Raw genomic sequence first — 24,962 nt, 5'->3', positions numbered from 1 at the left:
GAAACTCTTACCGGCTTTACTTTCTTGACGAAATGGCTTCACAGCCGTTTTACTTCCATCAGCCGCTTCGCGCTTTCGCGCAAAGCCTCAAGCATAGTGTTTTTATGCATGGACCGCACCGCCCTGTCTATCCGGGCGCGGCCGTGGAGGCGTTTGAGGTTTTCTGCCCCCGCTTTCATCAGCTTCACACGCACCGGGCCGTCGTAACTTTTGGATTTGGCGTGGAACACGAAGGTGTGCGTGGCGACCACAAGCCCGAACCCGGCGTCCACCGCACGGAAGCAATAGTCGTTCTCCTCGCCGTACCCTTTCGGGAAATGCGTCTCGTCGAACGTCCCCACCCTTTCAATCACCGCGCGCGTCACCCCAAAACAAAACCCGTGCACGAGCGGAACCCGGGGCAGGATGCCGGCGGTCGTCCATTGCTCACAATGCCGGTTCATGTCCTCGGCGGTGAGTCCGGGCGGAAGTTCGTTGACGGCGGTCTGGTCTTTCGAACTGCGGTGCTCGGGGATGGACTGGTGACTGGCGGCGTTCGATAGAGGACCCACGATGCCCGCGCCGGGGGTGGAAAAAACGGCGTCCGCCATCTTCTCCGCCCAGCCGTCGGTGACCACCGTGTCGCTGTTGAGCAGGACGACCAGCTCCGCGTCGGACAACTCCAGCCCGCGGTTGGCCGCACGGGTGTAGCCCGTCGCCTTTTCATTGCGGTGTAGGTGCGCCCAGGATTTACCGCGGACGAAGCCTTTCAGATAATCCGCCGTGGCCGAGGCGGAGCCGTCGTCGATGACGATCAATTGATGATGCTCGCTTTTGCGCGCGCGTTCGATGGATTCCAGGCAGAGCCGGACGTCCTCCAGGGCGTTGTGAACGCAGACGACGATGTCGATGCGCCGGTGCTGCTCCGCGGCAATGCGGTCCTCGCGGACTTCCGCATACGAGTGACCGGAAAAGGGATCGCGTTCCGGCGCGTCCAGCGATTGGGTCAGTTCTCCCGCCGGACCACGGCAGGAGTCGTGTCCCACCAACGCAAACAAAGGATGCGTCCTGACGTTTTCGGGATGCTGGGTGATCCGGTGCCAGGGGATGTCGTGTTGACTGAGGGAATAATTTAGGCTCAACTGGTCGCGCCGGCTAAAGCGATCAATCTGAGACCACCAGGTTTCCAGAAACGATCGGATTCGCTCGCTCTTCATATCGAGAATCAACAGGCCCGTTTCGGCTAGGTCGTCGTGCTCGAAACCGGCCTGCCGATAATGGGCGATCTGTTTGCGCATCACGTCCTCATCGTCTTTTCTGTAACGGATGCACGCCTCCAACTCTTCGTAAACGGATTTGCGGTGCGGATGCGGCACGGCGGCGACGGGCCGGCCCGAAGACAGAAACATTTCGACCAGGGGATGGATGTCGCCCAGAATCATGATATTAGCATCCACCCACAAGGCGATGTCGTACTCCGACAGGAACAGGTGGGGATGGGTTTTAACATACCGCGCCATGCGGGTTTTGTCTTCGTGAAAATAAGTGATGGGGCAAATCTGAAAGATTCCCATGTCCGGCGCCGGGGCGTCCGTAAACAAATAGTAATCGAAACGGGGGTCCAGCGTTTCTGGCAGTTTAACGGAGTCGTAGTTTCCGGAGATGGCCGTGTAGACGGCGATGCGTTTGCCTGCAGGCGTCTGTGAGCGAAGTGCTTCGCGCTGGGCCCGGTACTCGGCGATTTTCTTTTTGTAAGCATCAATATCGGCCAATCGCCGCGCGATGCTGGCATTCGATTTGGCGATGTTGGCCACCAAGGGCTTGTCGGGAAATTTCGCTTGCACCGCCTGCCACTGGCTGACCGCCTCCGGCCAGTTGCGCGAAAGGGAAGCCGTCTCGGCAGCGACCAAGGCCTTATGCAGAGGCGAGTTGGGGCCGGTTTTGGCGTGCGTTCTCCAGTCGGTCAGGCTTTCGAAAGGGTGTCCGCCGGCTGTCTCGTAGGTTGCGGAGCTGTCCTCATTTTTTAAATCGTCGGTCTTCATCAGCTCCAGCACCCGACTCCGGATTTGCGACAGCTCTTTTTCCCAGTCCTCAGGACCCGCATCGAGCGCCGGCCCGATCCACTTATAAACAAACTTTGCGGAACCGATGACGACTGGCTTCAGCGCATCCGGGGTATAGCGGAAAAAGGTGTTGCCCATCAGGTTGCCCGCTTTCCAGCGCTTCGATTTCAGGGTTTCCGACAGCCAGTTTTCGAAATGAAAAAAGTACTCGCTGATTTCGCAGATGCGCCGGGTGGCGCCTGCTGAAATTCGCTTTGATTTGTTTTGCTCGTCGTGCAGTTGGGCAGAAACCTTTTGTGCCTTCTCTTGTTCGTCACGCAGTTGGAGTGAGAGTTTGTTGGCTTTCTTCGCGCGCGTCTCCAACTGAACGTGCAGTTGGGAGATGACCGCTTCCCGCTCCTTGACCTTTGCCTCATGCTCGCGGAGCGTTGCGGCCAACTTTTCCATCTCGGTGCGACGTGCCTGCAACTCATCGTTCAAACGGGAAGTCGTTGCCTCGTATTCCCCGATTGTGGCATTCCGCGACTCGAGCGCCGACTTCAAATTCTCCGCCTCCGCTTCACGGGTGTTCAGACGGTGCTCCAGATCGTCAGCGCGGGCGCGCTGCTCCTGAATCGTTTGGCCCCATTCGCGGAGGATTTCAGCCGGCTTTTCGGCATCCGCCCGCCGCCATGCCAGATGGACCGACAACTCGGCAATCGCATCCTCATATTCCCGAAGCTTGCTCCCCTGATTTTCCAGCGACGATTTCAGATCCTCCGCTTCAGTCTCGCGGGCGTTCAGGCGGTTTTCCAGATCGTCCGCGCGGTCGCACTGCTCCCGAATCGCCTCGTCCCGTTCGCGGAGATGTGAAGTCAAGGCTTCGACCTCCTTGTTGCGCGCTTCCAAGCAGGCTTGCAGGCTAGATCGGGTGTGTTCGTATTCTTGAATCCGGGCAGACCACTCTTCAAGGCTTGCCCTCAGCTTCTCAACATCATCGCCGCGGGCTTTCAGTTTGTTTTCGAGATCCTCATTGCGCTTCTCATATTGCCTGTTTTTCTGCATAGCCCTTCTGCTCACCGCCACCGGGCGGCTGAACGCATGGCTCGCCTCATCAAAAGCCGCCCGGATCTCATCCAGATCCCCCGTATCCGACTTCCACACTTCATCCCGCGCCCAGCGAATCAGAATCTGGTACGTCGAGCGCACCCAGCCGGGAAGCCCTGGGTTTTTCAGAATGTTTTCATCCTTTTTCCAGTGATGGCGGCGGGCGGGGGAGAGGTATTCCTCAATCTGCATTTCCGTCAGGGTGGAGCTTTTCGGCCAGGAAAGGCCGAGCCGGCGTCCCAGCCGCTGAGTCACCGTTTGCCATTCGACCAAAAGATCATCGTAACGCAGAAAAATCCGACGGTGCCCGCGCGAGGCCGCCTCGGCATCAAGCACATGGCGGAGCCATAACAGTTTTGAAATTGATGGAGGGATACCGTCACGCACCTCCAAAGAGGCGGCGACCTCCAATGGATTGCGGATGGGCGACACCACAACAGGGGTGATCTTCATTTCCTGCACCGTTTCGAGCCAGAATCCTAGCAGGCGGCAGATGCGGGGGTCCTTGAGCACAAACAAAGGGGAGTCGCCGAACTCTCTCAACAGGGCGTCCCGGGCCCGCGCCCGGAATACGTCGACCAGCGGCGAGTCCCGCCAGCCCGGGTTGAACCGTTCCCAATCATGCCAGAAAGAGCCCCCGGATTCCAGAATCGCGTCGTTGAGAGCCATGATCACTTTGGATTCCCAATGCTCGGGATCATTGCTGGGCGTCCTGGGCAGATCACACCCCAGAAGGTTCAGGGTGCGGGTGAGTGCGGACGTGCCACTGCGATGCATTCCCACCACCAGCACTGCGACTTTTTCATTCTGAAGGTCAAGGGGGAGTCGTTCGGCACCCAGCCTAAATCCCGCCTCATCCTTTTGACGTAAAGATTCCTGATTACTCATGTCCCTCCTCCCAATAAAATATTGCTCGGACGGTTTTCCGGCCCCTCCCCACGGTTCACACTCCAGTTTTATCATCGAGCGCCTGGATGAACCGGCGGTATTCGGCGGTCACCTGTTCCACCGCGCCTTCCGCCTGAATCCGCCCCTCTTCCAGCCAGATTGCCCGGCCGCAGATTTTATTCACCTGACCGGGGTTGTTGGACACGAACACCACGGTCTGACGTCCGTTGATCTTGTCCAGCATCGCGCTTTCGGCCTTGTGGCGGAAATGCACGTCGCCCACGCTCAACACCTCGTCGATCAAAAGAATCTCGACATTCACCTTGAGCGCCGTGGCAAACCCCAGCCGCGCGCGCATTCCCGCTGAGTAGGTCCGCATGGGCTTGTCGAAAAATCCGCCCAGCTCGGAAAACTCGTGGATGTCCGGCAGAAACTCCAGCGCCTCCCGCTTGCCCGCTCCCTGAAGCATGGCGCCCAGCAGGGCGTTGTCGCGCCCGGAAAGGTCCGGGCGAAACCCCAACCCCAGAGACAACAACGCGCGACGCACACCGGGCGGGCATTCGATCGCTCCCGACGTCGGCGCAATGATACCCGCCAAAATGCGCAGGAGTGAACTTTTTCCCGAGCCGTTGCGTCCCACCACGCCTAGGGTCTCGCCCCGCTCCAGCGTGAACGAGATGTTGTCGAGCGCCGTGTGCTGGAACCTTTTCAGCAGGCCGGTGCGCGTCCTGTAACACATGGAGACGCCGGCGGCGGCCAACACGCCTTCCAGTTTCATCGATTCGTTCATGAGTCCACAACCTGAGCGGCAATGATTCTGCTGGCTCTGTTGAACACTCCGTGCATGAGGTACAAAACCGTACCCGCCGCCGCGCCCAGCATTGCAAGATGATTCAGGTCATACACGGCATGCCTCATCAGCACCTGCCGGTACGCGTCAAGCAGAAAGGCCATCGGATTGTACGCCAGCACCATCTGCGTGGACGCGGAATCGGCCAGGGCGCGCACGTCCCAGAACACGCCGGAGGTGAACAGGAAAAATGTCATCGCCATGCTGATGAGCATGCGGAAGTCCCCGGCAAAACTCACGCAAAACGCGCCGATTAGAGAAAACGCCACAATCAGGATGTATTCCACCAGAATCAACGGAACCAGCCACAACCAATTGAACTCCGGGACGTAGCCGTAAACGGCGGCAACACCGAACAAAACCAGAAACACCGCCCACTGTTTGTACAATCCCTCTTGCACCGAGGCATAGGGGAACAAAGCCTTTGGCAGATCCAGCTGTCCGACCAGTCCCTTGTTCTGTACGATGCTGTTGGAGGCGGTCATGACGGATTTGGAAAACCACAGGAATGGGATTTTTCCACACAGCAGGAACAGCAGGAATTCCTCGCCCCCGCGATTCAGCAGGACTTCGAACACGAAATAAAAAACCGCGACATAAAGCATAGGCTCGATGATCCACCAGAAATAGCTCAAATATAGCCGGGAGGCCTCCGCCTTGAGCGCCAGCCGTGCCTGGGTATCGATCAGAGTGAAAAACCTGCAAATGCTCATGCCTCCCCGCTTTCTGAATCGTTTCATGACCGCTGAACCGTTCAGCAAGTATAGCCCAACTTTCCGATAATGAAAAACACATCCCACCTGCAGTGGAGGCGGCGAGAATCGGCGGCATCCACGCCAACAACACGTATCCCGCCGAGTTCATCCAGCAGAACCTCACCATTCAGACCAACGCCCTCGACATGGCGCACCGGTACATCGTAAAAAATTGCTCCTGCTTGTCAGCTCCTGCACTTATCCCAAACAGTGCAAACAGCCGATGACCAAGAACCGGTGGTTCACCGGGCTGATGGAGCCGACCAACGAGCCGTATGGCATGGCGAAGCTCGCCGGCATCAAGATGTGCGAGGCATACAACCGGCAGTACGGCACGCAGTTCGTGCCCGTCATCCCGGCCAACGCTTATGGCCCCCACGACCACTTCGACGAAAACGGTCACGTGCTGGCGGCGCTGATTGCGAAATTCCACGACGCCAAGACAAAAAATAAAAAGAAAGTGACCTTATGGGGCACGGGCAAACCCAAACGCGAATTTTTTTTCGTGGACGATCTCGCCGACGCCTGCCTGTTTCTGATGGACCGTTACCGCAAAACGGATGTCATCAACTTCGGTCCGGGTGTCGAGACCTCCATTGCGCAACTGGCGAAGCGCATCCAGCGCGTGGCGGGGTGGAAAGGCGATATTGAGTTCGACACGACACGGCCCGACGGCAATCCGCGCCGCCTGCTGGATTCGTCCCGCATCCGCGCGCTGGGATGGTCTGCCAAGGTTCCACTGGAAGATGGGTTGCGGATCACCTATGATTGGTACACGCGAGCGCAGGTCCGGTGATCCGGCAGGTCCGGTCCCGCTATTTGAAACGCACACAGGATGGAGGCTCATGAAATCCACCGGCAGCGAAAGTCCGCCCTACAAGTTGAAAAAACGCAAACTGATCGCCGAAAACACGCAATTCAATATTTATTTCGATCACGTCACCGGCGAGGAAGGCGTGGATGTGCCCGACTATCTCGTGGTGTCGCCGAAGCGGTTTGTCGCCGATGGATTCAGCGGCGTCGCCATCCTGCCCGTGGTGGACGGCAAACTGGCTCTCCTCAAGATTTACCGTCACGCCATCAAGGGCTGGTCGTGGGAGATCCCGCGCGGATTCATCGAGCCCGGCGAGGACCTGGTGGAATCGGTGGCGCGCAAATTGTTTGAGGAAACCGGACTGCGTTGCGCGCATGAGAACATCCGCCCGCTGGGATCGCTCCACCCGGATGCAGGCACCCTGTCGGCACGCATTCAATTATTTGCAGGAACGGAGTGCGCCGCGGAACAGGCTTACCGCGCTAATGAGATCGGCCACGCGTGCATGGAATTATTCGACATCGACACCATTCAGCAACACATTCACAATAACGAAATCCAGGACCCATCCACGCTGGTCGCTATTTTCCGCTACCTGCACCTGAATGAAACAGCGGAATCCGAATGAGTGGCGTGCGGGACCCCCAACCCGATACCAACCCGGCCCCCATGCCTCAACCGGACGCCAAAACATCCCTCACCCGCATCTCGCTACTGATGCCGACGCGCGGCCGCCGCGAACAGGCGGCGCGTTGCCTTGAAAGCCTCGTCACCACCGCAAGCCACCCGGACGCACTGGAAGTGGTGGTGTACGTCGATGACGACGATCCCGAAAGCCATGCCCTCGACTGCAGGGACATCGCTTTTCGCAAAATCATCGGACCGCAGTCGAATCTTGGCGCACTCAACACCGCGTGCCTGAAACGCACAACCGGTGGCATCATCGGTGCGATCAACGACGACGTGGTGGTGCACACGCACGGATGGGACGACCGCCTGCGCGCCATCCACGCGCGGTTCCCCGACGGCATCTACCTCGCCTACCCCAACGACCTGTTTCTGGGCGAACGCATGGCGAGCTTTCCATTCATGCCGCGCACCGCCTGCGACGCGCTGGGCGACCCGTTTCCCGCCGAATACCCGGGCGATTTTCAGGATCACCACCTGCTCGACCTGTTTCAGCGTCTGAAGCACCGCGGGCACGATCGCATCGTTTACATGGAAGACGTGGTGATGGAACACCTGCACGTGCGTTTCGGCAATGGAAAGGGAGACCCGGACAGGTACAACGGCCGGGCGCTGGGAGAAGGCGATAATGTGTTCCTCGCGTTTCATCCTCACCGCAAACGCCTGACGCGCCGTCTTCAGGCAGTGATCGAAAAGAAGCCCTTACCTCCCCTCCCGGCTCCACCGCACATCCGGCCTCTACCTGAAAGCAATCTCGTCATGGGGTTCCGCCTCACCGCTTCGTTTCTTCTCGACGGTTCCCTGCCCCCGCGCTGGCGCTGGTTCCTGTTCACCTTCTTCGGCAAGTTGTACTGGATCAAAAAATACCGCTACCCCACACCGCGCTGGCAGTACACCCTGTTGAAACGGCTGGTCGATGCCGTGAATCCATCGCCGAAATCCAAAGTGGGAAAAAGCGGGCCATGAACGGACCGGATTCCGTCGTTGTCATCGTGGTCAATCACAACAGCGGTGGGTATTTGAAAGCCTGCCTCGAAAGCATGAAAGTGCAGACTCGAAAACCCGACCGCGTGATCGTGATGGACAACGCCAGCAGTGACGGCTCCCTGGACCAGGCGCGCGACACATTGCCGGAGGCAGAGCTGGTTTGCCTGGATACCAACACCGGCTTCGCCGCCGCCAACAACCGCGCCGTGCGCCAGGCGGGCGACTGCCGCTGGGTGGCGCTCCTCAATCCCGACGCCGCGCCCGATCCCGACTGGTTGCAATCGTTGCTCGACGCCGCCGCGGCCCATCCGGACCATTCCTTCTTCGGCAGTCATCTGGTGCAATACGACGACTCCGAACGGCTGGACGGCACGGGTGACGTGTACCATGTGTGCGGGCTGGCGTGGCGGCGCGACCACGGCCGCCGCGCCAAACTCTGCCGCCGCGAGACGGGAGACGTGTTCTCTCCCTGCGCCGCCGCGGCGCTGTACGATCGAAACGCGTTTCTCGACGCGGGCGGATTCGATGAAGATTTCTTCGCCTACTTCGAGGACACCGACCTCGCCTTCCGCCTGCGGCTGAGCGGACACCGTTGCCTGTATGTGGCCGGCGCGCGGGTGCGCCATGCGGGATGGGGGTCCTCGGAGCCGGGCAGTGAGTTTTCGATTTATCACGCGCACCGCAACCTGGTGTGGACGTTTGTGAAAAACATGCCCGCACCGTTGCACTGGAAATACCTGCCCGCGCATCTCGCGCTCAACCTGTTTTCCATTTTGTGGTTCACCTTGAAAGGCAAACCCGGCGTCATTTTAAAAGCCAAGTGGGATGCGTTGCGCGGATTGCCTGCGGCTCTCAAAAAGCGGCGGGCCATTCAAAAACACATCGTGACCGAAGCGGGCGCACTGCAGCAAGCCATGAACCGCAACTGGCTGGAACCGTTCAAAGTGTTTTTAATGCGCAGGCGTTGAAGGCGGTCACGCGGAACCGGCCGGCGGGTGGTCTTTGGCGAAGCGGTCGCGCACCAACTGGGCGATGGCGGGATGGTATGCGGTGGGCACATTGCGCGAACGCTTCAGCGCATCGGCAACGGCGCTTTCGACATCGGTCCACTCCGCACTGCCCTTGACCAGGTTCTGGTAATACTCTTCCAGTTTCTGCAGAACGAAATCGTAATCCGAGCCATCTCCACTCACCGACCGCGCCGCCTGGTCGCAGTCGCCGCCGCACTCCACCAGCCGTTGAAAGCAGATGCCCTTGAAGCGGCTGGCGACGGTGTTGCGGCTGACCTCGAGGTGCTTCGCCGTGGCGTTGATCTCGAACCGGTTGGCGCGCAGGGTTTCGAGAAACGACGTGTCGCGGTTTTCCGGCAACGCCGGCACCGGAGGGGAGAGCGTGGCCGATGCCATCTCTTCTTTCAGTTGCAGGTCCTTTTCCTGAATGATACTGCCCTCGCCCAGCGTCACCCCGCGTTCGATCACGTTTTCGAATTCGCGCACATTGCCCGGCCACGCGTAAGCTTTGAGCACCTCCATCGCTTTTTTGGAGATGCCGGTGATGTTGCGTTGGTAGCGGTTCTTGTAGCGGTCCATGAAATGCCAGGCAAGGAGCTCGATGTCTTTCGGGCGTTCACGAAGCGGTTGCAGAGCGAAGGGAATCGTGTTGAGCCGGTAATAGAGGTCACTGCGAAAGCGCCCCGCCTCCATCTCCGCCTTCAGATCCTTGTTGGTGGCGGAGACGACGCGCACATCCACCTTGTATGAACGCGTGCCGCCGACGGGCGTCACCTCCCGCTCCTGCAGCACGCGCAGGAGCTTGACCTGCAAGTCCGGTTTGACCTCGCCGATCTCATCGAGAAACAGCGTGCCGCCGTCCGCATCGCGGAAGCGTCCGGCCTTGTCCGACGTGGCTCCCGTGAACGCTCCTTTCACGTGGCCGAACAGTTCGCTTTCCACCAGCCCCTCCGGGCAGGCGGCGAGGTTGATGTCCACGAACCGCCCGGGGCGTCCGCTCAACCGGTGCAGGGCGCGGGCGAACAGTTCCTTGCCCGTGCCCGACTCGCCAAGCAGAAGCACGGTGGACGCGTTCGGCGCGACCTGCTTGAGATCGCGGAACGTCTGCACCACGGATTCCTCCAGCGTGACGATGCCGTGTTCGCGGCATTCCTGGAAGGACGGCTCGGTGAGTTTGCCCAAGGCCGATCCCAGCCCGGTGTGCAGGCGCAGGTCGCGGATGCGGTTTTCCAGTGAAACCTTCTCCTCCTGGTACTGGCGCTGAAGCGCATCCATCTCCTGTTCCCGCGCGGTGAGGTCGCGCGACAGGTTTTCGATCTGCGCTTCGACTTTCTGTTTTTCTCCGGAGAGCCTCTCCGCCGTGTGCTTCATCATGTCGGCGGTTTCCTTTTCCGACGACGCGTTGTAGAGCGACACCCACAGCGTAGTGACGGCGACGGCGGCGAGCGGGCCCACCACCGGCAGGACCAGGTTCGACTGAAACAGAAACGCCGCGGCGGAGGCGTAGCCCGCAAGCAGGACGGCGACGAACAACGCCTGGAGCGTGTAATAGCGGATGGTCAGCCCCTGCGCCGTCGCCAGGCTCAGAAGCACGACGAGCAGGATGTGAAACGCGGGAGACGTTTCCTTAAGAAACGATTCGGTGAGCAGGGTGTTGATGATGTTGGCGTGCACGCCGACGCCGGGGAAATCCTTTTCCATCGGCACCGGTTTGGCATCGTAGCCGGAAATGGTGTTGGCGACGAGCACCAGTTTATCCTGCAAAGTGACCGAGGGACCTTTCATCGCTTCGCCCGCCTGCGGCCGGTCCAGCACCGCCGCCATCGATGCGTGCAGAAAGGTTTCGCTCCAGCGCCCGGCGTAGTTGATGAGCATCTGCCCCTGTGCGTCCACCGGGATAACGATATCGCGCCTCACCGTACTGCCGGGAAACTGTGCGCCCTTGAGCAGGATGGTTTTGTCACCCGGCACCACATTTTCCGGCGAGACCTTGAGGTATTGCAAGACACCCTGAAACGCCAGCGACGGCACCAACTGCTTGTGGTAGTTCACCAGCAAGGGCACGCGGCGGATGATGCCGTCGGCGTCGCGGTTGGTGGCGATGTGCCCCAAGCCGGTGACGTGTTCGGCGAACGAAGCCAGCGGAAAGATGGCGCGGTTGGCGAGGAAATAACGTTTCGCCTGCGGCGGCAGGTCCAGCCCTTTCCACTCCAGCCCGGCGCCGCTGTGATCCGGCGCGTACGGCGCGCGTTTTTCGAGAAGCCGCACCGCCACCGGAAACACCACGTTGCCCGCGATGTCGATAGCCTGCTCCAGCGCGCGGTCTTCCAACGGATCGTCCTTCAAGGCAAAGAGCACGTCGTACACCACGGTGCGGGATTTCTGATCGGCGAGGAGTTCGATGAGGTGGGCGTGGACGGTGCGCCTCCACGGCCATCTGCCGAAGGTTTGCGCGCTTTCGTCATCCGCTTCGACCAGCACCAGGTTGGGGTCCGTGGCCACCGCGCCCCGCCACTGGAAGCGCAGGTCGAGGGTTTTCCATTCCCACGACTGCACCAGGTTGGGCAAAGACCACAGCACGATGCCGGTGAGTGCGGCCCCGATTCCTCCCAGCACAATCTCCCTGAGTCTCAGCATAAGCGGCGTCCGGGGTCGGTCAGCGGCTAGGTTCGCGGCCGAAGGTACCGATCATGTCGATCGGTTTTTCGGGGTCCTCTTTAATGGGAATCTTGCGGATGCCGCGGGTGTAGGAGTCGTTGCGGTTGAAGATGAACACTTCCGTGTGCGACTCCGCCCAGCTGCGGTCCGCTTCGTTGGTGAAGGTGTCGGCGATGATGGAGATGTCGCGCGTGCCCTGCCGCGTGCCCCGTTTGAAGGTGTGGAATCCCTGCGCCAGGTCGAGGTTGACCGGAAGGCCCGGTTTGAGGGTGGCGATGGCCTTCACCCGCTCCAGCCCGGCGGGGCCTTCGATGTTGAACTTGAAGCCGTATTCCGGGGCGGGAATCTGATAGGTCTGCCCGGCGCGGATGAAATTGTTCTTGTGAAACGCGTTGGGGAAGATCACCGTCGCATCGCCGCCGGAACCGATGTCGAACAACGTCAGGTAGCTGTCGCGTTCCGCCTTCACGTAGAAAACGATGTTGTCGCCGATCTCGAATTCCTTTTTGTTGGTCCAGACCCGCACCCCGAACTCGGCGTTTTTCGGTTGCGCGTACACCAGTTTGTCGAGCTCCTGCCGGTATTCCTCATCCGCGTCCTTGATGCCGGTGGAGCCGGACTGCGGCGAGGTCTCCAGCACTTTCAAATCTTCCGGGCTGATCGCCCCCCGGTCCATCAGCACGCTTCCCGACCCGAGGTAGGTGTTGGTTTTGACGTCGATCAGCTTGGCGATGATCTGCAATCCGCCGCGCTCCATGCGGTACGATCCGTTGACATAAAAATCGAGCTGGTTCTCCTGCGCCACCTTGTGCGGATCGATCTCCGCATCCCCGGCCAGCGTGATTTCCTTCAGTGCCAGACTGCCCGCCTGCGCCAGGATGGCCTTGAAATCCTCGACCAGGATTTCCGTGAACGGCGTTACTTTTTTGGTGCGCGTGTCCTCAAACTGGATGACACCGACGATGGGCGTGGTGTCCGGCTTCACGTTCTTGATGACTTTCTCGGCAAGCTGAACCAATCCCTGCCGCCAGGCGTGCGACTTGCCGGAGAAGCCCTCGATCTTCTCGATGGTGTAATGGAACGTCGCGCCCTTGTGCTGCAGGGGAGCCAGCAGGGTTTCCTTGAACCGCGGGTTGACCCCCGTTGCCAGCCGGTCGTAATCCAGCCGCACCGCGATGCGATGCTGATCGGCGTCGTAATCATGGATCTTCACCACCGAGGCGCGGGCCTGCCCCTCCTGGTTGGTGTTCACGCTTTCGTTCAGCGTGCCGCTTCCTTTTTCAAACTGAAAGCGCACCGGCAGTCCCTTGAGCGGCGTGTTGCCGAAATCGGTCTGAATGTAAGCCTGTGCCACCAGCGCCTCGCCGGGCAGTTGGAACGATTTGATGGTCTGCTTGTCGCCGGAGACCGCATCCAGCCGCACGTTGCGGATGAGGCTCGTGGCGTGGTCGCGGAACGCCCCCTGGCTGAGTTCCATCGCCGCGTCGGCCGAAGGCGCGGTGCGGGCGATCACCGCCAGCGTACTGCGGAGCGGCACCAGCTTCGGCGCGAGTTCGTAGCCTTCAAAGTAATGCGACAGCGCTTTCATCAGCTCGCCCTTGGCCTCCGCCTCCTTGCCCTGGTCGAGATGCTTTTTGAGGATCGATTCCGTCTCCGCGATGCGCTGATTCAGTTTACCCGCCTCCAGTTCCCGGTCCATGACCACCAGCGCGTAGTACTGGTTGCGGCACTTGTCGAAATAACCGTCCTTGCGCTCGACCCCCTCCAGCGCCGCATCGACGACGGTCTTCACGGCGGACTCCGCATAGGTGCCCTCGGTGCTGACGAAATCCTTCATCACCGATTGAATGTTGACCTTGATGTTTTTGGCCAACTCGGCGGTGGCGGTGTCCTTGGCGCCGGAGGGACTTTCGGCGGAGATGCCGACGCCGATGAGGTATTTGGCCGAGGGGAAGTTGGGGTGGCCCTTGCCCAGCACCCAGCCCGGTTCCGGCGGGCAGGCGGTGCGTTGTTCCATCTGCTCGATCTTCCGCTGTTTGGCCAGGTCTTCGGCGCTGGCGCCCTTGCCCCCGCCCGGTGTTCCGGTGGTGGCGCAACCGGCCAGGCCGAAAAGAACGAGGAAACTGACTGTGGTTCGGAAATGGTGGCGCATCGCTGTCCCCTTGTCGAGTGAGTCGCTGCCTTGAATGTAGCAAAAGCCGTGCCCGGCAACCGCCCGCCTGTGTGGATGGACGGCGCGGCTGTATTAAATCAGAATTTGGCGGCGGCTCCAAGTTTTGCGAGGCGGCCGCTTTTTGAGTTCGGCTCCGAGGTCGGTGTTCCTCAGTTTAAACAGTTTGCCCGGCAAAAGGCATTTCTTTTTGTCCGCCTCCGGCAAGGAGCCGCCACCCGGCCGCCATCTTCCAGAAAATCAATATTTTTTCACGATACCACCGGCGCCTCTGGTGCGGCCCCCTGCACCCGGACCGGGACCATGCATGGACCGTGCATGAATTCATGCATGATCCAGCGTCTTCATGCCGGAATTTGCCGCGTTTTAGTGGCCAACTTACTTTTGCCAAACCCACACCCTTCCACTAAACTAGGAAAATCAATCCTGGATGCCGCCAATCGAAGGGGGAGTTCCGTTTGGCACGCTTTTCGCTTTATATCGTTGCATGGATAGCCCAGCCTCCGGGCCTGGGGACGTAATTCAAGAATCCTTTGGTTTAGCAGTGAACCTTTAATTGACCTTTCAATTTAATTTGGAGGAGGGAGTATCGATGAAAACGATTTCACGATGGAACCTTGTTTTGATGGTGGTGCTGGCGGCATTTTTGAGTGCGTGCAGTAGCACTCCGGAAAAACCGACCGGTAGTTTCGTGCCGATTCAGGAGCTGGGCGCACCGGACTGGGTGCTGAAGGGTCAGGGCGCGTTTGATGACCGCGCGTTCTATGGCGTCGGTTCCGCCGTGGGCATCCGCAACACCTCCCTGTTGCGCACCGCCTCGGAAAACCGGGCCCGCGCCGCTCTGGCGGACGTGTTCGAAACCTACGTCAAGAAGCTCTATAAGGATTACCAGGAATCCGCCACCACCGGCGACATGAGCGCCACCTCCGAGACCCAGTATGTTGAGCAGGCGCTCAAGAACATCACCAACATGTCTCTGCGCGGTTCGACCATCGTCGATCACTGGCAGAACCCGAACAACGGGGAGATGTTCTCGCTGGCCAAGATCGATCTGGAGCATTTCGAGAAGAACCTGTCGCAGTACAACGACCTGTCCAAGCAGATTCGCGACCAGATCAAGGAGCAGGCGGAGAAATCCTTCGACGAGTTGGATGCTGAAATCGACAAAATGGAAGGACGTTGAATACCATGAGAACCTGGATCGCACTGACACTGGCAATCGCACTGCTGGCGGGGCCCGCCTCCGCCAGGGAGTTCGATCCCAAATGGGTGTACCAGAGCGTCTCGCCCCGGGTCGTACTCATCACCGGCTTTGAACCGGGCCAGAAGTTCCAGGGCATGGGCACGGGGAGTATCATCCGCGAGGACGGGCTGGTGCTCACCAACGCCCATGTGGTGGTCAACGCCTCCGCCGGGCGGCCGTATTCTGAACTGCGGGTGTTTCTGAAACCCCAGCAGCTGACCGGCAACCTGAAAAAGGACACGCAACACCGGTTCAAGGCGCGGCTGTTGATCCACAATCGGGATCTGGACCTGGCGTTGTTGAAGATCGAATCCCCGTCCGGTTCGTATGCCCCGGTGGGGTTCCTCAACGCCAACCAGATCGGCATCGGTGACCGCGTGCTGGCCATCGGCCATCCGGAGTCCGGGGGATTGTGGACGCTGACCACGGGCACCATCAGTTCGCACATGGAAGATTTCCAGAACATCCCCGGCAAGAATGTGTTTCAGACCGAGACCAGTCTCAACCGGGGTAACTCCGGCGGGCCGCTTCTCGATGCCAACGGGCTGATGGTGGGCATCAACTCCAACATCGCGCGTCAAAGCAAGGACGGCCTGGCCATCACGGACATCAACTTTTCCATCAAGTCCAACGTGGCAGTGACCTGGTTGAACGAGAACGGTTATCATTTCGGCTTCACCGCGCCGCAGGTGGCCAAGGTGGAGGAAACGTACGAGCCCACGGGCATCGTGCCCACACCCAAAGCACCGAAGGGCATGGCGGAACCGGAATCGAACACCATCACCAACCCGGTGAAGGAACCGGTGCGGCCGAAGCCTTCGGTCGAGATGAAACCGAAACCGAAGCCGAAACCGCAGATAGAGGAAACCGGACCAGAGCCCGTGCCCAAAAAGGAAGCGGAAATCCTGACCGAGAAACGCCCATATAAAATGGACGACCTGTTTGCGGCGACGGAGGAGGAAATGGAAGAGATGATGGACGACATCAAAAAGAAATTGAAGGACCGCAATAAGGGCCGGTTCAATTTCGATGATTTTTAACGAGGACGCACACTCCCCCCGGCGGAACCCGCCGGGGCGGAGGGACCTTTTCCAACTTCATCCCGGTTTGCATAGGAACGGGAGGCATCTATGAACAGATCGACCCAAAAACAACAAGCTTTACGATTGTGGCTGGCCTGCGGGGTGGTTGCCGCCTGCCTGCTCTGGCTTGCGCCGTCCGCCTTTGCGGGATGCATTTCCGGCGATTGCAGTAACGGCTATGGCGAGTTTCAGTACGACAACGGCGACCGCTACATCGGCCAGAACAGCAACAACCAGGCACACGGGTACGGCAAGTACTTCTGGGCCAACGGCGATATCTACGAAGGGTATTGGGAGAACAACAAGAAAAACGGCTACGGCGTGTTCACCTGGACTTCGGGGGAACAGTACATCGGCAGGTGGCAGAACGACGAGCGCAACGGCGCCGGCACCAACCTGTGGCCGACCGGAGAAAAGTACACCGGAGAGTGGGCCGGCAACAAGCGCAACGGGTACGGCACCAACATCTGGCCCAACCGCGAGATGTACACCGGACAGTGGAAAGAAAATCGGCGGGACGGCCACGGTATTTACGTCTATCCGGACGGCAAAACCCTGAATGGCACCTGGCAACAGGACTCGCTGGCCAAAGCCTACGATCAGGATTGATATTGGGCGGAGCCACTCCTCCCATTCAACTGCAATTCAACACGAAGAACGCATTGGAGGCAACCATGTCTTCCTCTCCATACAACGGACCTTGGAAAACCCGCACTCTGCCATATGCTCTGGCGGTGCTGACCGCCGGGTTGTGGCTCGCCGCGCCCACTCCCGCTTCGGCCAAATGCCTGAACGGCGAGTGCAGTAACGGTTTCGGAACGTTTGAGTTCGACAACAAGGACCGCTACACGGGTGAAAACCGCAACAACAAAATGCACGGCTACGGCAACTACGACTACGTCGTCGGCGACAAGTATGCCGGGGAATACAGCAACGACAAGCGCAACGGCTACGGCATTTACTACTACTCCAACGGAGACCTGTACATCGGCAACTGGGACGAGGGCAAAAAGCACGGCACGGGCATGTTCATCTGGAAACAGGGTGATCGCTACAGCGGCAACTGGGTGATGGACAAGCGCGAGGGTCAGGGCGCCTACCTCTACGCCAGCGGCGACAAGTACGTCGGCGGATGGAAGCAGGACAAACGCCACGGTCAGGGCACCTATTTCTGGGCCAATGGAGACAAGGAAATCGGCACCTGGGAAAACGGCGAGCGTAAAAACGTCGACATGGTGAAAGCCGGGGAACAGCCGGGCACCTTCACCCCGCCGCCGCCCGTCCCCACGCCGCAACCGGAAACCCAGGAGAACGTCAAGGCCGGGTGCCTGTCAGGCGACTGCGCCAACGGCTTCGGCACCTTCGTGTACAACAACGGCGACAAGTACGTCGGCAACAATAAAGGAAACCTTCCCGACGGTCAGGGCAAGTATTTTTACGCCAACGGCGATGTGTATGAAGGCCAGTGGGTGCAGAACAAAAAACAGGGCAAAGGCACCTTCCTCTGGTCCAACGGCGAAAAATACGTCGGCGACTACCTGCAGGATCAACGCGAGGGCTTCGGTAGTTACTACTACGCCAACGGCAACAAGTACATCGGTGAATGGAAAGGCGGCGAGAAACACGGCCAGGGCACCTTCACCTGGGTGGAAGGCGACAAGTACATCGGCGAATGGATCAACGACAAACGCAACGGCCAGGGTACCTACCTCTATGCCAACGGCGACAAATACATCGGCGGCTGGAAAGAGGACAAAAAACACGGGCAGGGCACCTACATCCACACCGACGGCACCCAGGAAACCGGAAACTGGAGCAATGGCGAACTGGCCGAACGCTTCTGATCGGATAAAGGACACACTATGAACGCGCAACGCAACCCACGCATTCCCGCTCCGCCGGCTTTCCTGCGGGCGGTTCTTCTTCTGCTCACCCTCGCCGTTCTGGCGGCAGGATGCGGTGCCGGACGCACGATGTCCGTCTGCCCGGACTGCACCTACACCGGCGGCACGCTGGACGGCCAGATGCACGGCCAGGGCTCGGCGCTCTACCACAACGGCGACAAGTACGAAGGCGCGTTCGTCCAGGGTCAGCGCCATGGACAGGGCACCTACGTCTGGGCCAATGGCGATAAGTACGTCGGCGAATGGGTGGACAACTCGCGCGAAGGCCAGGGCACGATGACCTTCCACACCGGCGACCGCTATGAAGGGGCATGGAACAACGATGTCATGCACGGCCAGGGCACCTTCACCTGGGCCAACGGCGACCAGTACGTCGGCGCCTACGTCAACGGCAAACGCCACGGCGAAGGCACACTGACCTACGCCGACGGCCGCGTCGAAAAAGGCACATGGAAGTTCAACAAACTGCCCTCCGAAGAAGAAACCCAGCCGCCGGTCATCACGCAAGAAAACCACCGCGACACGCAACCGCCCACCATCCGCATCACCTCGCACGAGATGTTCCGCGGCATCGCCATCGTTCCGGTGGTGCCCTACATCCTCGTCACCGGCGTGGCGGAGGACCCGAGCGGCGTATCCCAGGTAACGGTGAACGGCGAGACGGCGAAGGTGGACGCGTCTGGAAACTTTTCCATCAAGATCCCGCTGGTCGAAGGGCGCAACGAGGTGATGGTCCTCGCCCGCGATGCTTTCCAGAACCAGGCACAGAAGATGTTCTGGCTGGAAGCCAAGAAAGAGACACGCAGTCTGCCGGATGAAATCGAGGCCGAAATCGCGCCGCAGGTCAAGACCGGCAAGTACCACGCGCTCATCATCGGCATCAACAACTACCGCCACCTGCCGCCTCTGGAGACGGCGGTGAACGACGCCAAGGAAGTGGACCGCATCCTGAAGCACGAGTATGGATTTTCCACCACGCTCCTGCTCAACGCCGACCGCGCCGACATCATGAACGGCTTCAACGAAGTGCGCGAGCAGTTGACCTCGGACGACAACCTGCTCATCTACTACGCCGGGCACGGCGAGTTCGACAAGGCGGTCAACAAGGCGTACTGGTTGCCCGTCGATGCGCAACCGGACAACGACACCAACTGGATCATCGTCGACAACATCACCACCAACATCCGGCGCATGTCCACGCGCCACGTGCTGGTGGTGGCCGACAGTTGTTATTCCGGCACGCTCACCCGGGCGGCCATCACCAAGCTGACCACGGCGGATGAAAAACAGCGCTTCCTCAAGAAAATGATGGAACGCTCCTCGCGCACGCTGATGGCCTCCGGCGGCAACGAGCCGGTGGCGGACGGCGGCGGCGGCGGACACAGCATCTTCGCCAGCGTCTTCCTGCGCGCGCTCAAGAGCACGGAGGAGAGCACCTTCACCGCCGAGCAATTGTTCCACTCCTACATCAAGGAAGCCGTGGCGGGCCAGGCCCAGCAGGTGCCGGAATACAACATCATCAAAAACTCCGGCCATGCCGGAGGGGATTTTGTGTTCATCCGCAAACCGTGAAGTAACAAATGAACCACCGATGAACACCGATGGACATAGATAACCCAAGCGGAAGACCGATCAATCCCCCCTTCTCCGAAGGGGGCTAGGGGGCTTCTTCCTTAAATGTCATTCCGAGCGTCAGCGGGGAACCATTAAAATGGGATTCAACACGGTCATGCAAAAACACTGGTTACAAACAGCACGGATGAAAACCCCGCTCCTGTTTGGAATCGCCCTGCTGATCCTCCTGCTCTCTCCCACCAACTCCCTTGCCGATGAACCGGTTCGCACTTTCACTGGAGCAAAGTCCGTCGCCTTTTCCCCGGATGGGCGTTACGTCCTGTCGGGACACCTGAATAACACCTTGGAACTGTGGGAGGTGAAAACGGGACGGGAAATCCGCACCTTCGGGGATGCAGGTTGGGTTAACTCCGTCGCTTTCTCCCCGGATGGGCGTTACGCCCTGTCAGGCAGTTGGGACGGAACACTCAAGCTGTGGGAGGTGAAAACGGGGAAAAAAGTCCGCACCTTCCGAGGACACAAAGATCTTGTTATGTCGGTCGCCTTTTCGCCGGACGGGCGTTACGCCCTGTCGGCGAGTTTTGACAAAACTCTCAAGCTGTGGGAGGTGGCCACCGGAAAAGAAATCCGAACCTTGACCGGGCATGCAAGGGAAGTTTCTTCCGTCGCGTTTTCCCCGGATGGGCGCTACGCTCTTTCAGGAAGTGTGGATGAAACTCTCAAGCTGTGGGAGATGGAAACAGGACGAGAAGTCCGTACCTTCAAAGGTCATTCGAAGTTTTTTGTTACTTCCGTCGCGTTTTCCCCGGACGGGCGTTACGTCCTGTCAGGAAGTAACGACAACACACTCAATCTGTGGGAGGTGGCGACGGGAAAAGAAACCCGAACCTTCAGAGGCCACCACAAAGAACTTGTTCTTTCCGTCGCATTTTCCCCGGACGGACGTTACGCTCTGTCGGGGAGTTTTGACAAAACGCTCAAGTTGTGGGAGGTGAAAACGGGAAAAGAAATCCGAACCTTTACCGGGCATGAGGGGTGGATTGAGTCCGTCGCCTTTTCGCCGGACGGACGGCACGCGCTGTCGAGCAGTTTCGACTTCGACGCCCTGACCACCACCCTGAAACTGTGGGAGGTGGAAACGGGACGGGAAATCCGTACCTTCGGGGATACAGGATGGGTTAACTCCGTCACCTTTTCCCCGGACGGGCGTTACGTTTTATCAGGTAGTGATGACAAAATCTTCAAACTGTGGGATTTGAGTCCGTACATTAAATCCAAAGACACCTCCCCTCCCATAGTCACCATTATCTCGCACGACATGGAAAGCGGAGTGGCGGTGGTTCCGAAGGTGCCTTCGGTTTTGATTGCAGGCAAAGTCGAGGATGAAAGCGGCATCGGGGAGTTGACGGTCAACGGTACAAAAGCTTACATGGATGCGTCGGGCAATTTCTCGGCGGAGGTGGCGCTGGAAAACGAGGACACGAAGGTGCAGATTGTCGCGCGCGACCAGCACGGCAACACCGCCTGGAAAAACTTCTGGCTGAAAGGCGTGGAGGTGGAGCTTCCAACGGAACTGGCAATGGTGCCTAAGCCTTCCAATACGGAAGAACTGGAAGTGAAGGGAGCATTCTACGCCATCGTCATCGGGATCAACAATTATCAAAATCTTCCAAAGCTACGAACCGCTGTCAACGACGCCCAGGCGGTGGATCAAATTCTTCACGAAAACTACGGGTTTTCAACGCACCTGTTGATCGATCCCGACCGGGACCAAATGCTGGAAGCCTTCGATCAGATTCGCAGAAAATTGAGTGAGGACGACCACCTTCTCATTTATTATGCAGGGCATGGGGTGTTCGACAAGGGCGTGAACAAGGCATTCTGGCTTCCGGCAGACGCCGATGCGGATTCCGATATCCGCTGGCTGATTGTGGACCGCATTACTTCCACCATCAAACGCATGCCCGCCAAGCATGTGCTGATTGTCGCAGACAGTTGTTATTCGGGGACGTTGACGCGGAACATTTCAGTCCAAACCAATACCATTCACGCGTTCAACCGCTACCTGGGCAAAATGTTTGAGAGAGCGTCGCGAACCCTTATTGCCAGCGGCGGCAACGAGCCCGTCTCCGATGGCGGCGGCAGTGGACATTCGGTATTCGCGCAGGCATTTCTGGAAGCATTGAAAAACCCCGGCATGAAGGCGTTCACTGCTGAACAACTTTTCAGGGATCATTTGAAAGAACGGGTGGCGGGCGTTTCCCAGCAAATCCCGGAGTACAAGGTGATCCAGGACTCCGGCCACGCCGGAGGGGATTTTGTCTTCATCCGCAAACCGTAAGAGAGCGTCATGCGTCACCGGGTTGGCGATGAAAGAAGGAAATTGAATTTGTACCGGACTGTTTTTTTAATGAGTCTGCTCGCCGTCGCCGCCTGCTCCACCTACCCGAAATGCCTGGGCGAGTGCGGCGACGGACGCGGCACGCTTTGGATGGAATCGGGCGACCACTATGTCGGCGAGTTTCAGAACGGGGCCTACCACGGCTACGGAACCCTCAACCGGGCGACGGGCGAACACTATACCGGCGAATGGCAGGGCGGCCTGCGCCACGGCCAGGGCACGCAGGTGTGGCCGAACGGCGACAGATATACGGGCGGGTGGCGGCACGATCTCAGGCATGGTTCCGGAATCTTCAACAAAGCGGACGGAACGGGACAGCGCGGCCGCTGGCAGGATGGCCGGTTGGTGGAATCGGATTCGAAACACACGGAATCGGGCCGGCGGTTCTGATTTCCCGAAAGACGCTTGCAAGGCAACCCCGTCGGCTTTAACTTAAAAGTACACGGCGCATCGCAGTCTCGCGAAGGGGGCAGTATATGAATGGCAAGAATATAGTTCAGCACGCTGGCAGTGGTGGGTTTCGGCGCGGGTTCGCCGCGGTCGCGCTCGCCCTCTGCCTGTTGTGGCCCGCCCTCCCCGCGTTCGCCGACACCTGCGCCTCCGGCGACTGCCAGAACGGATTCGGCACCCTCGTCCGCGACAACGGCAACAAGTACGTCGGCGAATTCAAAAACGGCAAATTCCACGGCCACGGCACCTATTCCTTCAACGAAGAAAAGTGGAAGGGCGACCAGTACACCGGCGAGTTCAAAAACGGCCAGTACCACGGGCTGGGCACCTACTCCTGGGCCAACGGCGACAAGTACACGGGCGATTTCAAAAACGACGCGCCCAACGGCCACGGCACCTACACCTGGGGACGCGAACCGTGGAAAGGCGATAAATACGTCGGCGGCTTCGTTAACTGGAAAAAGGAAGGCTTCGGCACCTACTACTGGAAGGAAGGCGACAAGTACGTCGGCGAGTTTCAGGCCGATGCCTCCAACGGCGAAGGTACCTATTACTACGCCAACGGGGATGTGTACAAGGGCGAGTTCAAGGACTGGAAAAAGGACGGCCAGGGCGAATTCACCTGGAAACGCAAACCCTGGACCGGCGACCGTTATGTGGGCGCTTTCAAGGCGGACGAGCTGAGCGGACAGGGCACCAAGTTCTATTCCAGCGGCGACAAGTACGAGGGTGCCTGGGACAACTGGAAACGCCACGGCTTCGGCACCTACACCTGGAAAAACGGTAACCGCTACATCGGCAGCTGGGTGCATGGTAAAAAAGAAGGCCCCGGCACCCAGTACTATGCCAGCGGCGACCAGTACGACGGCGAGTTCAAGGACGATCAGTTCCACGGCCAGGGGGTGTACATCTGGGGGCGCGACCCGTGGAAAGGCGACCAGTACAACGGTGAGTTTTCAGCCGGCAAGCTGACCGGGTACGGCACCAAGGTGTACGCCAGCGGCGACAAGTACACGGGCGAGTGGGAGGACTGGAAAAAACACGGCTACGGCACCTACACCTGGAAAAACGGCGACACCTACACCGGTGAATGGGTGGACAGCAAGATGCACGGCCAGGGCACCTTCACCTATGCCAACGGCAGTCGCGATGTCGGCACCTGGGAAAACGACAAACCGCAAAAGGTCATTCACTACGACCCGGGCGAAAAGAAACAGGACAAACAGCCGCCGATCGTCGTGCAGAAACCGCAAACCGTGAAACCGATGGACAACTCGCCACCGATCATCACCATCACCTCGCATGAGGTGTCGCGCGGCATCGTGCCCGTTCCCACCGCGCCGACCACGCACGTCACCGGCGTGGCGCAGGATGAAAGCGGCATCGCCGAGGTGCTGATCAACGGCCAGCCGGCGGAGGTCCAATCCAACGGGGAGTTCGCCGCCACCATTCCGATCAATCCGGGCAAAAGCGAAATCGTCGTCCTCGCCCGCGACATCCACCAGAACACCACACAGAAATCGTTCTGGCTGGAAAGCCGCACCATGACCGAGGAGCAGACCGTCATCGCCAAAAAGCCGGATGTGAAGAAAAGCTTCATGGAGGAAATGGGGAAGCTGGATTCCGGCGAATACCATGCCATCATCATCGGCATCAACGACTACAAGTACCTGCCCAAACTGCAAACGGCGGTCAACGACGCGAAAGAGGTGGAACGGGTCCTGCGCCAGAAATACGGATTCAAGACGAATCTTCTGCTCGACGTGTCGCGCACGGAGATCATGCGCGCCTTCAACAACGCCCGCAAGATGATGGGACCCAGCGACAATTTGCTCATCTACTACGCCGGACACGGCGAATTCGACAAGACCGTCAACAAGGCATACTGGCTTCCCGCCGATGCGGAGCGCGACAGCGACGCCAACTGGCTGATCGTGGACAACATCACCACCAACATCCGCCGCTTCGCCTCGCGCCACGTTCTGGTGGTGGCGGACAGTTGTTATTCCGGCACGCTCACGCGTTCGGCGATCACCAACCTGTCCACGCCGGACCAGCAAAAACGCTTTCTTGAAAAAATGCACAAGCGCTCGTCGCGCACGCTGATGGCCTCCGGCGGCAACGAGCCGGTGGCGGACGGCGGAGGCGGCGGGCATTCCGTGTTCGCGCGTGCCTTCATCGACGCGCTCAACATGGTGGAGGAAGAAATCTTTACGGCGGAGCAGTTATTCTACAAATACATCAAGGAACCGGTGGCGGGCCGCGCCGAACAGGTGCCCGAATACAACATCATCAAAAACTCCGGCCATGCGGGCGGCGACTTCGTGTTTGTCCGGAGCAAATAAATCCGGCAGAAAGGC

18 protein-coding genes are annotated in these 24,962 nt (G+C 59.2%); 13 read left to right on the top strand and 5 right to left on the bottom strand.

The window, feature by feature from the left end:
- Positions 1-38: 38 nt before the first annotated feature.
- The 3 genes from J2S31_RS01325 to J2S31_RS01315 are packed head-to-tail and all read right to left on the bottom strand — an operon-like array spanning position 39 to position 5,606.
- A complete protein-coding gene (locus J2S31_RS01325; RefSeq protein WP_237097244.1) occupies positions 39-4,016 on the bottom strand; it encodes a glycosyltransferase in 3,978 nt (1,325 codons plus the stop codon).
- 55 nt (positions 4,017-4,071) lie between these two features.
- The gene (locus J2S31_RS01320; protein WP_237097243.1) at positions 4,072-4,806 is read right to left on the bottom strand and encodes an ABC transporter ATP-binding protein; all 735 of its coding nucleotides are present in this window, start codon (positions 4,804-4,806) and stop codon (positions 4,072-4,074) included.
- Entirely contained in the window at positions 4,803-5,606 is an 804-nt protein-coding gene (locus tag J2S31_RS01315; protein WP_237097242.1) for an ABC transporter permease, read from the bottom strand. Before J2S31_RS01315 ends, J2S31_RS01320 begins: the two co-directional genes overlap by 4 nt.
- 65 nt (positions 5,607-5,671) lie before the next feature.
- Here J2S31_RS01315 and J2S31_RS01310 point away from each other — a divergent pair, with 65 nt between their 5' ends.
- The 5 genes from J2S31_RS01310 to J2S31_RS01290 are packed head-to-tail and all read left to right on the top strand — an operon-like array spanning position 5,672 to position 9,077.
- The gene (locus J2S31_RS01310; protein WP_237097241.1) at positions 5,672-5,848 is read left to right on the top strand and encodes an NAD-dependent epimerase/dehydratase family protein; all 177 of its coding nucleotides are present in this window, start codon (positions 5,672-5,674) and stop codon (positions 5,846-5,848) included.
- Positions 5,845-6,417, top strand: a complete 573-nt coding sequence (locus tag J2S31_RS01305) for an NAD-dependent epimerase/dehydratase family protein (protein WP_237097240.1) — start codon at positions 5,845-5,847, stop codon at positions 6,415-6,417. The genes J2S31_RS01310 and J2S31_RS01305 overlap by 4 nt, the downstream gene beginning before the upstream one ends.
- Before the next feature lie 49 nt (positions 6,418-6,466).
- The gene (locus J2S31_RS01300) at positions 6,467-7,063 is read left to right on the top strand and encodes an NUDIX hydrolase (protein ID WP_237097239.1); all 597 of its coding nucleotides are present in this window, start codon (positions 6,467-6,469) and stop codon (positions 7,061-7,063) included.
- Complete coding sequence (locus tag J2S31_RS01295) at positions 7,060-8,088, top strand: glycosyltransferase family 2 protein (protein WP_237097238.1); 1,029 nt, start codon at positions 7,060-7,062, stop codon at positions 8,086-8,088. Before J2S31_RS01300 ends, J2S31_RS01295 begins: the two co-directional genes overlap by 4 nt.
- Positions 8,085-9,077 carry a glycosyltransferase family 2 protein gene (locus tag J2S31_RS01290; RefSeq protein WP_237097237.1) on the top strand — a complete coding sequence of 331 codons (993 nt, stop codon included), beginning with the start codon at positions 8,085-8,087 and terminating at the stop codon, positions 9,075-9,077. The genes J2S31_RS01295 and J2S31_RS01290 overlap by 4 nt, the downstream gene beginning before the upstream one ends.
- A gap of 6 nt (positions 9,078-9,083) precedes the next feature.
- Here J2S31_RS01290 and J2S31_RS01285 read toward each other — a convergent pair whose 3' ends face one another.
- Positions 9,084-11,756, bottom strand: a complete 2,673-nt coding sequence (locus J2S31_RS01285; protein ID WP_237097236.1) for a sigma 54-interacting transcriptional regulator — start codon at positions 11,754-11,756, stop codon at positions 9,084-9,086.
- A 19-nt stretch (positions 11,757-11,775) separates the two neighbouring features.
- The gene (locus tag J2S31_RS01280) at positions 11,776-13,929 is read right to left on the bottom strand and encodes a DUF4384 domain-containing protein (RefSeq protein WP_237097235.1); all 2,154 of its coding nucleotides are present in this window, start codon (positions 13,927-13,929) and stop codon (positions 11,776-11,778) included.
- A 610-nt stretch (positions 13,930-14,539) separates the two neighbouring features.
- Between J2S31_RS01280 and J2S31_RS01275 the strand changes: the two genes are divergently transcribed.
- The 8 genes from J2S31_RS01275 (at position 14,540) to J2S31_RS01240 (ending at position 24,947) form a co-directional block, all read left to right on the top strand.
- Complete coding sequence (locus J2S31_RS01275) at positions 14,540-15,130, top strand: LPP20 family lipoprotein (protein WP_237097234.1); 591 nt, start codon at positions 14,540-14,542, stop codon at positions 15,128-15,130.
- Positions 15,131-15,135: 5 nt separating this feature from the next.
- Positions 15,136-16,230, top strand: coding sequence for a S1C family serine protease (locus J2S31_RS01270; RefSeq protein WP_237097233.1), 1,095 nt, complete (start codon positions 15,136-15,138; stop codon positions 16,228-16,230).
- A gap of 90 nt (positions 16,231-16,320) precedes the next feature.
- A complete protein-coding gene (locus J2S31_RS01265; protein WP_237097232.1) occupies positions 16,321-16,881 on the top strand; it encodes an MORN repeat-containing protein in 561 nt (186 codons plus the stop codon).
- A 65-nt stretch (positions 16,882-16,946) separates the two neighbouring features.
- Positions 16,947-18,116 carry an MORN repeat-containing protein gene (locus J2S31_RS01260; RefSeq protein WP_237097231.1) on the top strand — a complete coding sequence of 390 codons (1,170 nt, stop codon included), beginning with the start codon at positions 16,947-16,949 and terminating at the stop codon, positions 18,114-18,116.
- A gap of 18 nt (positions 18,117-18,134) precedes the next feature.
- Complete coding sequence (locus J2S31_RS01255; RefSeq protein ID WP_237097230.1) at positions 18,135-19,748, top strand: caspase family protein; 1,614 nt, start codon at positions 18,135-18,137, stop codon at positions 19,746-19,748.
- Positions 19,749-19,935: 187 nt separating this feature from the next.
- On the top strand, positions 19,936-22,092 hold the full coding sequence (locus J2S31_RS01250) for a caspase family protein (protein ID WP_237097229.1): 2,157 nt from the start codon (positions 19,936-19,938) through the stop codon (positions 22,090-22,092).
- A 69-nt stretch (positions 22,093-22,161) separates the two neighbouring features.
- Positions 22,162-22,542, top strand: coding sequence for a hypothetical protein (locus J2S31_RS01245; protein ID WP_237097228.1), 381 nt, complete (start codon positions 22,162-22,164; stop codon positions 22,540-22,542).
- 86 nt (positions 22,543-22,628) lie between these two features.
- Entirely contained in the window at positions 22,629-24,947 is a 2,319-nt protein-coding gene (locus tag J2S31_RS01240; RefSeq protein ID WP_237097227.1) for a caspase family protein, read from the top strand.
- Positions 24,948-24,962: the final 15 nt, after the last annotated feature.

The organism is Nitrospina gracilis Nb-211, from assembly GCF_021845525.1.
Lineage (GTDB): Bacteria > Nitrospinota > Nitrospinia > Nitrospinales > Nitrospinaceae > Nitrospina > Nitrospina gracilis_A.
Note: the sequence above shows the minus strand (reverse complement) of the source record. Positions and strands in the feature narration are given on the sequence as shown.